Annotated in this window: 12 protein-coding genes; 8 read left to right on the forward strand and 4 right to left on the reverse strand. The window is 45.2% G+C overall.

The window, feature by feature from the left end:
* Positions 1–91: 91 nt before the first annotated feature.
* The gene (locus HRQ85_RS06570) at positions 92–1,423 is read right to left on the reverse strand and encodes a D-serine ammonia-lyase (protein WP_172379352.1); all 1,332 of its coding nucleotides are present in this window, start codon (positions 1,421–1,423) and stop codon (positions 92–94) included.
* Between the two features lie 255 nt (positions 1,424–1,678).
* On the opposite strand from HRQ85_RS06570, the gene dsdC reads away from it, so the two are divergent.
* Both dsdC and HRQ85_RS06580 read left to right on the forward strand, forming a co-directional pair.
* Positions 1,679–2,620, forward strand: a complete 942-nt coding sequence (gene dsdC, locus HRQ85_RS06575; protein WP_172379077.1) for a DNA-binding transcriptional regulator DsdC — start codon at positions 1,679–1,681, stop codon at positions 2,618–2,620.
* 151 nt (positions 2,621–2,771) lie between these two features.
* Complete coding sequence (locus HRQ85_RS06580) at positions 2,772–3,965, forward strand: CynX/NimT family MFS transporter (RefSeq protein ID WP_172379078.1); 1,194 nt, start codon at positions 2,772–2,774, stop codon at positions 3,963–3,965.
* A gap of 30 nt (positions 3,966–3,995) precedes the next feature.
* Here HRQ85_RS06580 and HRQ85_RS06585 read toward each other — a convergent pair whose 3' ends face one another.
* Positions 3,996–4,793: a helix-turn-helix transcriptional regulator gene (locus tag HRQ85_RS06585; protein WP_172379079.1), complete on the reverse strand. Its 798-nt coding sequence runs from the start codon at positions 4,791–4,793 to the stop codon at positions 3,996–3,998.
* 40 nt (positions 4,794–4,833) lie between these two features.
* The gene (locus HRQ85_RS06590; RefSeq protein ID WP_050644883.1) at positions 4,834–5,367 is read right to left on the reverse strand and encodes a YbhB/YbcL family Raf kinase inhibitor-like protein; all 534 of its coding nucleotides are present in this window, start codon (positions 5,365–5,367) and stop codon (positions 4,834–4,836) included.
* A gap of 243 nt (positions 5,368–5,610) precedes the next feature.
* On the opposite strand from HRQ85_RS06590, the gene HRQ85_RS06595 reads away from it, so the two are divergent.
* The 4 genes from HRQ85_RS06595 to HRQ85_RS06610 all read left to right on the forward strand — a co-directional run bounded on the left by HRQ85_RS06595 (position 5,611) and on the right by HRQ85_RS06610 (position 10,960).
* Positions 5,611–7,020, forward strand: coding sequence for an ATP-binding protein (locus HRQ85_RS06595; RefSeq protein ID WP_172379080.1), 1,410 nt, complete (start codon positions 5,611–5,613; stop codon positions 7,018–7,020).
* Positions 6,998–7,645 (forward strand): response regulator transcription factor, encoded by a 648-nt coding sequence (locus HRQ85_RS06600; protein ID WP_172379081.1) that lies wholly within the window; start codon positions 6,998–7,000, stop codon positions 7,643–7,645. Before HRQ85_RS06595 ends, HRQ85_RS06600 begins: the two co-directional genes overlap by 23 nt.
* Positions 7,645–8,457: a DUF2861 family protein gene (locus tag HRQ85_RS06605; protein WP_050644886.1), complete on the forward strand. Its 813-nt coding sequence runs from the start codon at positions 7,645–7,647 to the stop codon at positions 8,455–8,457. Before HRQ85_RS06600 ends, HRQ85_RS06605 begins: the two co-directional genes overlap by 1 nt.
* Before the next feature lie 103 nt (positions 8,458–8,560).
* Entirely contained in the window at positions 8,561–10,960 is a 2,400-nt protein-coding gene (locus HRQ85_RS06610; RefSeq protein WP_172379082.1) for a glycoside hydrolase, read from the forward strand.
* Positions 10,961–11,028: 68 nt separating this feature from the next.
* On the opposite strand, the gene HRQ85_RS06615 is transcribed toward HRQ85_RS06610, so the two are convergent.
* A complete protein-coding gene (locus tag HRQ85_RS06615; RefSeq protein ID WP_172379083.1) occupies positions 11,029–11,931 on the reverse strand; it encodes a LysR family transcriptional regulator in 903 nt (300 codons plus the stop codon).
* 128 nt (positions 11,932–12,059) lie between these two features.
* Between HRQ85_RS06615 and HRQ85_RS06620 the strand changes: the two genes are divergently transcribed.
* Positions 12,060–13,124 carry an HlyD family secretion protein gene (locus tag HRQ85_RS06620; protein WP_017066726.1) on the forward strand — a complete coding sequence of 355 codons (1,065 nt, stop codon included), beginning with the start codon at positions 12,060–12,062 and terminating at the stop codon, positions 13,122–13,124.
* A gap of 3 nt (positions 13,125–13,127) precedes the next feature.
* Positions 13,128–14,678 carry a DHA2 family efflux MFS transporter permease subunit gene (locus HRQ85_RS06625; RefSeq protein ID WP_172379084.1) on the forward strand — a complete coding sequence of 517 codons (1,551 nt, stop codon included), beginning with the start codon at positions 13,128–13,130 and terminating at the stop codon, positions 14,676–14,678.
* The last annotated feature ends 137 nt before the right edge of the window (positions 14,679–14,815 follow it).

The raw sequence follows: 14,815 nt of genomic DNA on the forward strand, positions 1-14,815 counted from the left end.
ATAAAATGTGTGTTTTGGATAACGATCTGCGCAAGTTATTGCTTCGTTTAAACTCATAAATCATCCACCAGAGTCCGACTTTCTATCCGATTTACATCGAAGACTTGGCTAAATACGCTGTCATTTCTTGTGGTGGCACCATGCCTCCGCCTGTCGCCCACACAAGGTGTGTTGCATTCGCTAGCGTCGACTCATCAATTTCTAGTCGTGCAAGGTACTCACTATTTTGCTCAACATGAATCGCACCCGGCATACCCGCTAGCGCTGAAGGCTCAAGTTGAATGCCCTCAGCTTGATTCAGCTCACCTAGCAATTGGTACATGCGTTCATCGGTTAATGTGTAATAACCATCAAGCAAACGCTCCATCGCGCGACCGACAAAGCCAGATGCTCGACCCACCGCCAAACCATCCGCAGCTGTCAGGTTGTCGATACCAAGATCTTGCACCGCAATCTCATCATGCAATCCCGTATGAACACCAAGCAACATGCAAGGTGAATGAGTCGGTTCAGCAAAAATACAATGGACATGATCACCAAAGGCCATCTTCAAGCCAAATGCCACACCACCGGGGCCACCACCTACTCCACACGGCAAGTAAACAAATAATGGGTGTTCTTTATCTACTGAAATATGTTGTTGCTCAAATTGTTGTTTGAGCCTTTGCCCTGCCACCGAATAACCAAGGAACAGGGTTTGCGAGTTTTCATCATCAATGAAAAAGCATCGAGGATCTTGTTCTGCCTCTTTACGTCCTTGTTCCACTGCAACGCCATAATCTTGTTCATATTCAACAACGTTGACGCCATGCTCACGAAGTTTGTTTCTCTTCCAAGCTCTCGCATCTGCCGACATATGAACAGAGACAGTAAAGCCCAATTTGGCACTCATGATACCGATCGACATGCCTAGATTACCTGTGGAGCCTACCGCAATGCTGTATTGTTGGAAGAAGTCACGAAACTCAGGTTCGAGCAACTTACTGTAGTCATCGCTCTCACACAGTAGCCCGGCTTCAATGGCAAGCTTCTCGGCATGCGTTAGTACTTCATAAATACCACCGCGAGCTTTGATTGAACCTGAAATCGGTAAATGGCTGTCTTTCTTCATCATCAAACGCCCTTTAATAGGTTGCTGATAATGCGCTTCCAATGCTGATTTCATAGATGGAATGTCAACAAGCTCTGACTCGATGATGCCATTGTTCATTTGAGTTTCCGGAAACGCTTTAGCTAGATAAGGAGCAAACCTTTGTAGCCTCATGCTCGCATCGTGAATATCTTGTTCGCCTAATTCCACATAGGGTAAACCTTGCTCCAAAGTCGTGATGTTTGGGTTAAACCAAGTCACTTCTTCGAGACTCACTAATTGTTGTAGCAGTGGGAAATCTGAGATGAGCTTGTCGATATTTAAAACAGTCATGGTTGAGCTTCTCTGGCAAAGCGCGTACTGCGCAGGTTCAGTCATTAGTAAACCTATTTAAACGGGATTTTGGTGTTTGTTCAACCGACGAAAAATCACACTTGCATGAACTGAATTCATCTATTAATTAAAATTTAGGAAATTAACGCAACCAAAGTAACTTATGATTAACTATGAGTCATAGATAGAGCTATGATATGACATTGACGATGTGTATCGAAATCCTCTTGCTTGAATCAAGGTGCCCTTAACGAAATGTATAGCGAAGACAGCCTGTACTCTAGAAATCAACGCTTAAACAGCCACCAGCTGTCAAAACTGCACACGTTTGAAGTGGCAGCTCGACATGGTTCTTTTTCGCTTGCAGCCCAAGAGCTATCGATGACACCAAGTGCGGTTTCTCATCGTATCAACAAGCTCGAAAGAGAGATGGATATACAGCTGTTTGAACGTGCGCACCGCAGAATCACACTGACAAGCGAAGGCAAACGCATCTATGCCGCATTGAGCCGCACCTTGATTGATCTAAACCAAGAGATTTTAGATGTTAAGAACGAAGAAATATCGGGCACACTCACGATCTATTCACGACCGACATTTGCACAGAGTTGGCTAGTACCTCGGATAGCGAACTTCAAACAACGTTACCCATCAATCACATTGAAACTGCTCACTGGCAATGAAAATATCAGCTTTCAAGGACACGGTATCGATATTGCTATCTATTTCGATGATCTGTTCCCCGATAAGCTTTTCTGCCAAGCTTTCATGCGCGAGAGCATGACTCCGGTTTGTACCGCTCAATACGCTGAGTTACATGGGCTTAATCAACAGCCAGAGAACCTCAATCGAGCAACGTTACTTCACGACAACCAAGCATGGAACTACGACTCAAACCGCAATGAATGGGAAGTGTGGGCACAAGCGAACCAACTCGGTACTGTACAGTCCAATTCAAATATGGAATTTGACCGTTCAGATCTCGCGATACTGGCAGCCATAAACAATGCCGGTATTGCGATTGGGCGATATAGCGTTGTATCCAAATATCTTGAAGACAATACGCTTATCGCGCCATTTAACGAACCACCCGTGACGTGCAAACAGCAGTACTATTTCGCGACGCCTTCAGAACACCAATCACCAAAAGTTAAAATGTTTATTGAATGGGCTTTAGCGCAAAGAGATCAGATGTAGGTGTGTATGCTCGGATCGTGTGAATGATGCAGATTTTGTGGAAGAAAGGAAGTCTTGGCTCAGCCAGAACTTTTTAGCAACGGTAATTGTTTATATATTCAATGATCTGTAGGCTAGCCTGTCTTCTCATAAGCAAACAGTAGAACAACCTATGCGCGCCTCTCTTCGTAATAGCATTTTCGTCATGTTAGGGATTTTATTCCTAGCACTTAACCTTCGTGGGCCTTTTACGAGCTTGGCTCCTGTGCTTTCTCAGGTTATGGAAAGCCTCAACCTTACGTCGTCGGCTGCTGGCTTCTTAACGGCTTTACCACTTCTTACCTTCGCCTTATTCTCACCATTAGTCACCAAGATATCCCAACGAATTGGTCTAGAGCCTAGCCTGTTATTAGGCTTAGTTCTGATCACGACAGGGATTACACTGCGCTCTGCTGGTTTAATTCCAACCTTGTATATCGGCACGGTGATGATTGGGCTTGGTATCGCGATTGGTAATGTGTTGTTACCTGTAGTAGTGAAAATTAGCTTCCCGACACGCATCGCTACTGTGACTTCTTTGTACATCTTTACGATGGGCATCGGCTCGACGTTAGGCTCAAGTTTGATGGTGCCATTTTCACAACTCACCGTGTTCACCATGACTGGTTGGCAATTAGCGCTGTTAATGAACTTGGTATTTCCAATATTAGCTTTGATGATCTGGTTGCCTAAAATCAGAAAACGCTCATCTTCGGCCAACAATAACAAGCAGCAAGACAAACCTCTGCCGATGAAAAAGATGATTAAGAGTGGTGTCGCGTGGCAAGTAACCTTAGCGCTAGGGCTTAACTCATTTACCTTCTACTCTTTGGCAGGCTGGCTGCCACAGATATTGAACGATCTTGGTTACAGCGAGATCGATGCAGGCTACATCTACGGCTTCCTTCAATTTTCGACTATGGTTCCAGGGCTTTTGTTACTGCCATTCTTAGCCAAAAGTGACAATCAACAATGGCTCATCACTCTGTGTGCATCGAGTGTATTTGTTGGATTGATTGGTCTTCTGTATTTGCCTGAGTTTGCGATCTTTTGGGTGGGACTGTTTGGATTAACCAACTGCTCGACGTTTATTATCGCGCTCTCTTTTGTTGGCTTGCGTACTTCGAATAGTAGCCAAGCTGCATCATTGTCGGGTATGGCTCAGGGAATCGGTTATGCGTTGGCAGCCACTGGTCCAACGCTGGTGGGTAAACTTCATGCTCAGACAGATTCTTGGAGTGTGCCGATTCTGCTGATCGCATCTGTTGCCTTTGCGTGCACGATTTTCGCGGCATTGGCAGCACGAGATAAGAAAGTTAGCGTTTAGGCCAAACAGAATGATTATGGCGTTGCAACTTTATTTGCTCGCGACTCTATGGCTGACGACGGTCTTGATGTATTCACTTGGCGACAAACCAAATTTGCCTTTAAAGCGCTGACTAAAACGCCCTTCCGATTGGTAACCGCAAGACTGAGCCAACATCGCCACATTCTGCTGTCCGTTTTGCATCAGATAAAGCGCGTGACTCAAGCGAACTTCAGCTAATACCTCACGATATTGCATACCTTCCAGTTTAAGCTTTCGGATCAGCGTGGCTCGGCTCATCGCAAAACGCTCCGCCACCGACTCTAATGGATGCTTCTCATCTGGTGAATGTGAAAGATAATGGCTAAGCTTTTGGCTAAACGAGACGTTGGCACTGGCAAACAGTCGATGCAACACCCCTTTTTCGGCCAATTGCTGGTACAAGCCCTGCAACCAATACTGTTGAGTCTCTTTGCTCATGCTCTGTGTATCAAACGAGAACAGAGCATTGAGTGAGTCTTGTAAGTTTCGATCCGCTTTCACTGTAGGAAGTCCCAGATCATTAGACCGTTCCTCACTTAAATCAAGCATTGCCTGAGAAGGTTGGAATTGAAAGCTGAACACTCGCGACAAGAAGCGCCCTTTGTGAGGCATGTTCTCAAAACTGAGTGAAGCTGATGCCTCACACAACAACAGCTCAGAATGTGAGAGCTCTACCGCTGAATCTTTCCAAAACAGGCGCTTACTGCCTGTAATGATCTGAATGATACTAGGGGATAGAATCCTCACATTACGCAGCTTTTGTAACTGCTCTGCACGAAAGATCGTCACTTGATATTGATGATTCATCTCATCCCCTTGTTTACTTATTATGTACGTGTATAAGCTTTTAACGTGTATAAGTTGCGGTCAGTTTCGCTTTGTCTAAAGCCATGCTGTTCAACGTGAATCCAACCACTGCCGACGGCGTGTTTTCGTCGAGGTTAAGTTTGTCCGTTGGCAACGCCCAAACTGTGAACTGGTAACGGTGCATGCCATCGTTTTCTGGAGGACAAACGCCACCGTAGCCAACTGTACCGTAATCAATGCGACCTTCTTTGCCACCGACTTTAGACATGTCGACACCGCGAGGTAGCTCGTTCACATTTGCAGGGATATCAAACGCAACCCAATGCCAGAAGCCACTTTCAGTCGGTGCATCTGGATCATAAGCTGTGATAGCAAAGCTTTTGGTGCCTGCTGGTGCATCTTTCCACATTAATTGTGGTGATAGGTTATCGCCGTCACAACCCCAACTTGAGTATTCAAAAGTCTTCGCCATTGGGTGACCTTCTTGAATATCGTTGCTGGTTAATTCGAACGCCTGAGCAGAGCCTGCAGCCAAAATACTGATTGCCAATACTGATTTGATGATGAGTTTCATAATGGTTCCTCTTATTAGGTATGAGCCCAGTATAGTCCCCTCAATCCGTCCAATAATGACAGTAAGTACACAATTATCTAGTTTATTTCAAATAAATGATACTTACTGTATTTTTAATTTATTATTTAAAAGCATGACCCACTCGACAATTTGTTGTTAAAGGAACACTTGTTGACATTCAGGTTACAAATCGCGCCCAAAACTCTTTAGACTCGCCCCACGACTTTTAACGAGAATGATTGGATGCGCAGGTTTACATTAGCTCTTTGCTTGATCTTTTGGCTCCCAACTCTAGCCAATGCCCAAAGTTTGCAAGATAAGTGGCAAACCCTGTATCAACTGAGCTGGCAATCATCTCCAATCTTAGTATCTCAACAAGAGTTGGCTCAGTATCCGAAAGTTCTGCTCCATGAACGTAGCCGCTATCCTGATTTCAACCAATTCAGTTGGGACGACATCGCAGCGTTAGCGTCAATACAAGATCACTGCCAAGCAATTGAAAGCAGTAACCCTTCATTACATGACGCGATCGAGTTCGAGCTCGCTCTGTGTCAGCAACAAGCATTGGATTCGATTTGGTTTGCAGCACACTCCAAACGTCACCCTGCCGGTGGCAGCTTTGCTGATCGTTATTTGGCAGCTTACCCAGACGTAAGCGAGCAAATACGTCCATTTTTGAATATTACCAACCCACAGCACCCTTTATATACCAAGCTAGAGGCTCTCACTGCACAAGGCAGAGAAGCTCTGCTCAATGGATATCGCGCTTGGCAACAAGATGATGTACTTTGGTTAAGTGGCGAACAAGGCTGGAAAGCCATTCCCTTAGATGTTTGGCAACCTATCGCAGAACAACAAGAGATATCTTTGGCAGGTGATACCTGTACTTTTCGTTACAGCAACGTGTGCTTAAGCGAGCCTAGCAATGACAACCTGATCATGAAAACCTTGATATTTTCATTACTGTTAACGTTGCTTTCCGGCCTCGCTAGAGTCTTATACCTAAGAACAAAACAACGAAAAGAGAGGCAGTTCGTTTTACAGCTTCTTACTCATGAACTACGCACGCCCATTACTAGCCTAGGTCTAACCGTCGAGATGTTCAGAAATCGCTACGATGACTTTTCGGATGAAACTCAAAGTGCGGTTTGGCGTTTAATATCTGATTATCAAAGACTCTCTCAACTCACCGAAAACAGCAAAGTGTACCTAAGTTCTGATCAGTCAGAGCCTTTGTTAAAGCAAAATGCATCATTAGAAGAGTGGCTCGATCATGTCTGTGAAAAGCACAATATTTCTTATCAATGTGAAGCGCGTGAAGTTGAACTGAACCTTCCCTATTACTGGCTAACCATCTGCTTGGATAATCTAATCAAGAATGCCAAACAACACGGTAAAGGTAAGGTGTTGGTAAAGGTCGAACTCGGAGACAAGCTGACGATTGAGGTACAAGACGAGGGGCACTTCCCTTCGCCGATACAACGACTCATGTCTCGTGTCACGCCAAGTGAAACGCACAAACTGGATAACATGGGCATTGGCTTGACTATTGTCGAGCACTTGATGAAGCAAGCGAATGGCCGCCTCATTATTCTTCGTAACCCAACCCGCTGTATTTTGGAAATTGCTCATGAACACCCTACTGCTGATTGAAGACGACCAACTGCTTGGACAAGGCCTCGTCAGCTTCTTTGAATCCAATGGTTACCAATGCCTTTGGGCGAAGGATTCAGAGAGTGCCAGTAAGCAATGGTTTCGAGCCGATCTTGTGATACTGGATCGACAGCTTGAAGATGGTGACAGCTTGCAACACCTTCCAAACTGGTTACTCCTCAAAGCGCTTCCTGTAATTGTGCTGACCGCTAAAGTAGAAGTTCAACAACGTGTTGAAGGTTTAATGGCGGGTGCCAAAGATTACGTGACTAAGCCATTTTCTAACGACGAATTACTTGCTCGAGTCATTACCCAGCTTCGTCCGTTAGGTGTGAGCCTCTTAAATTACGCAAATATCCAAATCAACTTATCGGAACGGAGCGCTTATCTGGATGAAAGCCCAGTAACACTAAAACCTAAAGAGTTTCAGCTATTGGTACTGTTTGTTCAGAACCAAAGTCGTGTGTTTCACCGAGATGAGTTACTCAACAAAATTTGGGGGTATCAGGCCTTTCCTAGTACCCGAACTATTGATAATCACATACTGCGCTTACGCCAGAAGCTGCACACATTGAATATAGAAACACATCGCGGCGTTGGTTACCGCTTGGCTGGGGAGTCATAATGAAAGTCACTTCGTTAACTGCACTGCTCTGCACCTTGCCGTTCGCAAGTCATGCAGCATGGTTTACTGACACGCCATTACAGCACACCTACCAATCTCTGCTTGATGACCAACCTCAAGTTGCGTGGCAAGAGCTGCAAATCGCACTCGATCAACAAACACTCGATATTGAGCTTTGGCTGCCAGTCAAACAAGAGATATTAAGCCAGACTCAATGTGGAACCTCACTAAAACAAAGTGCTGAGCCGAAACACCACATCCAAGTCAGCTTCATTCGACGCTATGGCCTGTCGTCACACGGTTATCAAATCAAAGTCTCTGCCGAGCAACTCAACAAAGGCTTAGAAACCCAAACTCTTTCTTTGGTATCGCCTAAAGGCAAAGTCCTTCTTGATGGGCAACTCGCTTCCAATAATGAGTATCAGGAGATTGAAACCAATGAAATGTTCATCAAACCCGAATCTGGTGTTTATCAACTAAAGATAGGTTCAAACCACTACCCTATTATTGTTTCTTTAAATGACAGTAATCGATGGCTGACGCTAGAAAGTAAACTCAGCGAACCACATATTGTGCTCTCGCCTCCAAAAGTGATCGACAACTGCCCTGACGCCAATGTGAGTTGGCAATGGTTTGATGAAAACTACAACCTGTTAGGTTACAAAGTGCCAATCAAAACAGCGCAAGCACCCGTTCCCACAGAAGGTCCACTTGGAACCAAAGCCAAGCACTTAAGTGCTTCGGTTGAAATGTTTGAATACCAAGGCGCTATTGAAGTCCAATATGTGCAGCGCGTCGCCGTGCCTTTCTAATGGAATACCACTAAAGCCAAACAGAAAATAGAGACATATAGGTGACAAAGCACTAGCGCTACTTAGGTGTAATAACCGTACTTACCCTTTACGGAATCTAAATATGCTCAGCGTTCGTCACCCACTCAATCTTTCTACTTGTGCCATTGTGGCTTTAACAACAGCTTGTCTGTTTTCATCCAATGCACAAGGGAGCCAAATAACGCTCACCAGTAATAGCAGCGTTAGCGACAGCAGTATTCGCGACAACGCTAACAGTGCTACCAACAATACCGTCTCTATATCATCGAATACTCTAGAGATAGATTGGAACGGCTTAAGCGTTAACAGCGCTGCTCTCACCGTTGATAGCCAACCACAGAAAGCGACCAATCTGGTCATTGGCTTTTCCGATAAAGCTGACTCAGTAAAAATCGCCACTTGGACCTTAGTACCCAGCGGGATAAACGTTGAGGCAGAGCTTAATCAAAACCAGCTCACTTTTCAGTTCAGCTTGCCTTCAAATATTCAGGTGAAACGACACGGTCCCATCGAGTTGGCGTGGTTTGATCTTGCAGAACAACAAACTCAGACACTATTTCTACCCTTTAGTGAAGGCATGCGCGTGCCTACTGACAACAAGCTTTGGGCAAGTTATCTCGTCGGCAACCATTCTGGAAGTAACACTACTCAAGACTTGAAGATGCCTTTTTGGACAGTACAGCAAAACAATCATTTCATTAGCTATCAAATGGTTAATGCAACCAATAATCAACTGCTCTTTTCAGATGCATCCTCTAATTCAAAGACCAAAATTGATATGAAGGCATCACACCAATTTACGATGCTCAATCAATCACAGCCATTTATTGTTCGTATCACCCTTGGAGACTCGTGGTTAGATGGAGCGAAACACTACCGCGATTGGCGCATCGAAAATGGCCTTTCTGAAACACTGGTTGCTAAACAAAAGCGTAATCCGGATGTGAGTAAGCTAATCGGTGCAAGCCACGTTTACCTATTTGGCAAAGACCCATTGAGCATCCAAGATGTGAGTGACTGGTGGGGATTGAAAACATGGTATCTAGAGGGCTCTAAACTCGGCGTTTCTGGGGAAGCGAAAAGAGAGCTGTCATCACTCTCCAAGGGGGAAGATTGGTTCAGTCAGTACCACAAACAACTATTATTGGGCTCTATTAGCCAATCGTTGCAGGTGTTATATCCTGTTGGTAATCCGACACTCGAAAACAATACGATCAAAGCTCAATACGTGGCAGCGCAGAATAAGAAAGATTGGTTAGTTGAGCACGCTTCCCCCTACCTAAACTCGTCAGAGACTTGGGGACAAGCATTGTCTTCAAACATGGTCGCTAATCTAAATAAGGCAGGTTTAAACAAACTGTGGCTTGGATTCGACAATTGGACGCCAGCATTCTATCAACCTAACGCCGTGGCTATGGCAAAACAGTCCGGATATCTGGTCGGTACTTACGATTCCTACAACACAGCCATTCCCGCGAAGCTCAATGACAACTGGCTAACCGCTCAATTGCCAGAGCCGATGCGTCAGAGTTGTGCCATTGAACTGGCAGATGGCAACCTAAAAAAAGGGTTTCGAGGTAACGGATTCTATCTCAATCCGAACTGCCATTTAGAATACGTAAAACAGCGTGCTCAAGACATTATGAGATTCGGCAACTTCAACAGCTTGTTCTTAGATGTTGATGCAACCGCCATGGCACGTGAAGATTACAGCGGCTCTATAGACAGTCAAAGCAACAGCAATGGCAATGGCAATACAAACGAATCAGACATGCTTTCTGCCTTCAATAACCGAATGCAGTGGCTTAGCGAGCAACCATCGTTACTATTAGGATCTGAAGATGGCAACGGCCTAGCAACAAAAGGCATCGCGTTTGCACACGGCTTAGAAACGGTTGGTTTTGGTTGGACAGACAAAGACATGAAAGAGAACCGCCAATCTCCCTATTACTTAGGTCGTTGGTACCCAGACCACAAGCCCGACTTCTTCTTTAAGCCGGCCGAGGTTAAAGAGCCCTATAAGTCGCTACTGTTTTCGCCTCAATATCGAATTCCACTTTACCAAGCCGTTTTCCATGATGAAGTAATCAATACACACCATTGGCACTCAGACAGCCTCAAGTTCACTAATGTACGAGCAGAACGTGATTTAACCGCCATGCTGTACAACACACCACCGATGGTTCACTTGACCAGAGATGAAGCTTTATCAAGTTCAAGCCCGAGAATCAAAGCACTCAAACACTATCAAGACGGCTTTGAACCGATGCACGAACAGTTATGGGATAAACAGTTGGTCGATTTCGAATGGTTAGACAAAAACGGCGATGTTCAACAAACGAAGTTCAGTGACGGGAGTAAGATCATTGCCAACTTCTCCAGCAAGGCATTTCGTCACAACGGTATCGATATTGCTGGCCTATCGATCAAAGCTATATTGGCGAATGGGCAAGTCGTCGACTGGCAGCCCGATCATAGTTAGCTTCGATACGGTTTAGACAATAACGAATAATAGGAAGCCTAAGCACTTAACCGCTAAGGTTTACCCCGTTACTTTTGCTTCCTATTTTGAAAGGCAGTCAGTAGATAGTCGATAAAGACCTTCTTACGTTTCGGCATCAACTGCCTGTCTGCATACACTAGGCTTACTGAAACTTCCGGCATCTCATATTCAGGTAACAAACGAATCAGCTTACCTGTCTTGAAGTGCTCACGACAAATGAATTCAGGAAGCACCGCCAAGCCGAGCCCATCTACACACGCTGTTAGGCATGCCGTGATGGTATTCACCCGCAACTGACACGGCAGATCGATCAAAATCGACTCTCCACCTTCTAATTGTAAATGCCATTTGGGTAGACGCGCGGCCTTATTCACTACCTCAATCAATCTGAATGGCGGTTTAAGATCATTGGGCGAAGAGATTTCATCGAACTGTTCTAAATACTCAGGGCTGGCTGCCAATACACGCTTTGATGTTGTTAGGTAGCGAGAAACCAAGCTCGAGTCCACTAGCTCACCAATTTGTGCGTAAAGATCGATCCCCTCCGCAATAATGTCGACTTCTCGATTCGACAGTTCTAAGTTCAAAGTCACGTTTGGGTGCTCTTTTAGGAAGCTGTGGATGTATTGGGCTAATACTTGATGCCCCAATTCGACAGGCAACACAACATTCAACTGCCCTCGGATCAAATCCTGATTGGCAGAAACCTCTAACTCAGCTTGGTTCATGATCTCTTGCATCTGCATGCTCGACTGATAAAAGCGCTCCCCCTCTGGCGTTAAGACTAAACTTCGTGTCGAACGAGTGATCAACCTCACACCAAGATGCTGTTCCAGCTCGTCAAGCTTTCGGCTGACGGTCGACTTGGTCATGTTCAATGCTTCAGCTGCGTGCGTGAAACTCCCACAATCAACAACTTGTGTAAAAACAGTCACAGCATTTAAGTCCATCGTACTTCTCCCAAAGCGCCATTAGTTAGATTTTTGCAACAGTGTTTCCCTTTTTTCCTATCTTATCAATCAATCGAATTCATTTACAATTCGTTACATCTAAATAAAAACAAAATGAGAAATAAAAAATGACAGAGAACAACAACGCTTCGCAAACAGTAAGCACAAAAAAACGTAAAAAAGCTCCGCTTATTGCTACTGCGATCATGCTGTCATTGGGTTTAGCCGGCGCTGGATACTGGTACGGCTATGGCCAGTACTTTGAATCTACCGACAATGCCTACCTACAAGGCGACATCACGAATATTAGCCCTAAGGTGTCTGGCTATATTGTCAAGTCTTACGTGAGTGATAACCAATCGGTTAAAGAAGGTGATTTGCTGGTTCAAATCGATGACCGTGATTACCAATCAGCACTCGCTCAAGCAAACGCCCATTTAAGCGTCGTGCAGTCAGACGTCAAAAATCTGGTGGCACAACAAACGTTACAACGTAGCAAGATTAATCAAGCAGAGAGCCGCGTTGATTCTGCACAAGCTGAATACGAACGCGCGATTCAACAAGTGGTGCGTTCTCGTAGCTTACTAAAGCGTAACTACGCGTCTCAAGATGAAGTCGACAGCATGGTCGCACAACAAAAAGTGACTCAGGCAGATTTAGAAGAAGCAAAAGCAAACCTCGTTGCAACCAATGACCAATTAACCGTTATCGCTAGTGAGATTGAGCAAGCAAATGCATCCGTGACCGAAGCTCAAGCCCAAAGAGATCAAGCACAGCTTAACCTTGATTACACCAAAGTTTACGCGCCAGCAGATGGCGTGATTGGTAAACGCAGCGTACGTGAAGGCTTGCTGATTCAAGCAGGCGCACCACTGATGAGCTTGGTACCAAACAACCAAGTGTGGATTGAAGCCAACTTCAAAGAGACACAGCTAAGTGGTATTCACAAAGGTCAGACGGTTGAAGTAGAGCTGGATGCGTTTCCGGGGCAACCGCTTGAGGGCGTGGTAGACAGCTTCTCCCCTGCGACTGGCGCTAAGTTTGCGCTCCTACCACCAGAAAACGCGACCGGTAACTTCACTAAAATTGTTCAACGTGTACCGGTGAAAATTACGATTCCAGATCAGCAAGAGTTGAAAGGTCGACTGCTTCCTGGTTTGTCTGTGGTAGCGACCATCGATAAACGAGGCTAGACCATGAGTAACGCTGGTGTTGTTACCCAAACGAATGATGATGGAGAGGTTTCGAGACGCCATTGGATCGCCCTATTTGGCGGCTTGATTGGCGCGTTTATGGCGATCTTGGATATTCAGATCACCAACTCGTCTCTCAAAGACATTCAAGGTGCTCTGTCTGCCACCTTGGATGAAAGCTCGTGGATTTCTACGTCTTACCTAGTCGCAGAGATGATCGCTATCCCACTCAGCGGTTGGCTTTCTAAAGCGCTCGGTAAACGCCGTTATATCACGTGGACGACGGCCATTTTCACCATTTCATCTTTGTTGTGTTCGTTCTCTTGGAACATGACCTCGATGATTGTATTCCGCGCGATGCAAGGCTTCAGTGGTGGTGCTTTGATCCCGCTTGCTTTCTCGCTAGTGATTCAGTTATTGCCGGTCAACAAGCGCGCTGTGGGTATGGCACTGTTTGGTGTAACCGCGACCTTTGCTCCATCGATCGGCCCTACCTTTGGTGGCTGGCTGACGGAGAATTTCTCGTGGCACTATATTTTCTACATCAATATTCCGCCTGCTTTGCTTGTGATCACCATGATCAGATATGGCTTGGACGATGAAAAGCTCGACCTTGGCACGCTTAAAAAAGCAGACTGGTTTGGTATCGCCACCATGGCATTAGGGCTAGGTTGTTTGGAAGTGGTACTAGAAGAAGGTAACCGTGAAGAGTGGTTCAGTTCGAGCTTTATTGTTGGCTTGAGTATCGTCTCTGCTGTGAGTTTGGTTTACTTCGTGATAAACGAACTTCAACACAAGAAGCCATTGGTTAACCTGCGGCTATTGCGGGATGGGCAGTTTGCGATGTCCTGTATCGCCTATTTGATTCTAGGGATGGCATTGCTTGGTTCTATCTATGTTCTGCCGATGTATCTCACTCAAATTCAGCAATATAATGCGATGGAAATTGGTGAAGTGTTAATGTGGATGGGTTTCCCACAGCTTCTGATATTCCCAATTGTGCCTAAGCTAACACAGATCATTAAGCCTAAGTACTTGGTTACCTTTGGCTTCGCGATGTTCGGATTAAGTTGTTACGTAAATACACACATGACAATCGACTTTGGCGGGCAACAACTGATTTTATCCATGGTTCTGCGTGCTATTGGTAGTCCGTTTATCATGGTTCCGCTGTCTTTGGTTGCCATGAAAAACATCAGTAAAATGGATACACCAGATGCATCAACGTTAACCAACGTGATGCGAAACTTAGGTGGTGCTTTCAGCATCGCGATTATCGCTACGCTATTGGATAACAAAACCCGTGAGCACTTGGCACACATCAAGGAATCGTTACCTTCCGTGAGTCAACTTGGTTGGCAGACGCTTCAGCAACAACAAGCGTTTTTCATTCAGTCAGGAAGTGATGCGGCAACTGCAATGCAACAAGCGCAAGCAAGCTTGCTCGGCACAATGCAACGTGACGCTGCCATCATGGCTTACAACGATGTGTTCTTAATGATGACGGCGTTCTTGGCCCTAGCCGCGGTGTTGATTCTAAACATGCGTGATTAGCGCTGGAGTTTCGGTAAATAAAGCTTCAAGCAAAGAACAACATTTCGAATAAAAACTCGAATAATAAAACAGAGAGGTGAGCTTATCGGTTTGCCTCTTTTTTATTTCTAAAACACGTATAACCCCACAAAAATCAG

It is taken from the genome of Vibrio sp. Vb339, assembly GCF_902751245.1.
GTDB lineage: Bacteria > Pseudomonadota > Gammaproteobacteria > Enterobacterales > Vibrionaceae > Vibrio > Vibrio coralliirubri.

Coding starts and splice junctions, on each gene's coding strand:
- HRQ85_RS06570 (WP_172379352.1), bottom strand. CDS start 1,423: ATGACTGTTTTAAATATCGACAAGCTCATCTCAGATTTCCCACTGCTA.
- dsdC (WP_172379077.1), top strand. CDS start 1,679: ATGTATAGCGAAGACAGCCTGTACTCTAGAAATCAACGCTTAAACAGC.
- HRQ85_RS06580 (WP_172379078.1), top strand. CDS start 2,772: ATGCGCGCCTCTCTTCGTAATAGCATTTTCGTCATGTTAGGGATTTTA.
- HRQ85_RS06585 (WP_172379079.1), bottom strand. CDS start 4,793: ATGAATCATCAATATCAAGTGACGATCTTTCGTGCAGAGCAGTTACAA.
- HRQ85_RS06590 (WP_050644883.1), bottom strand. CDS start 5,367: ATGAAACTCATCATCAAATCAGTATTGGCAATCAGTATTTTGGCTGCA.
- HRQ85_RS06595 (WP_172379080.1), top strand. CDS start 5,611: ATGCGCAGGTTTACATTAGCTCTTTGCTTGATCTTTTGGCTCCCAACT.
- HRQ85_RS06600 (WP_172379081.1), top strand. CDS start 6,998: ATGAACACCCTACTGCTGATTGAAGACGACCAACTGCTTGGACAAGGC.
- HRQ85_RS06605 (WP_050644886.1), top strand. CDS start 7,645: ATGAAAGTCACTTCGTTAACTGCACTGCTCTGCACCTTGCCGTTCGCA.
- HRQ85_RS06610 (WP_172379082.1), top strand. CDS start 8,561: ATGCTCAGCGTTCGTCACCCACTCAATCTTTCTACTTGTGCCATTGTG.
- HRQ85_RS06615 (WP_172379083.1), bottom strand. CDS start 11,931: ATGGACTTAAATGCTGTGACTGTTTTTACACAAGTTGTTGATTGTGGG.
- HRQ85_RS06620 (WP_017066726.1), top strand. CDS start 12,060: ATGACAGAGAACAACAACGCTTCGCAAACAGTAAGCACAAAAAAACGT.
- HRQ85_RS06625 (WP_172379084.1), top strand. CDS start 13,128: ATGAGTAACGCTGGTGTTGTTACCCAAACGAATGATGATGGAGAGGTT.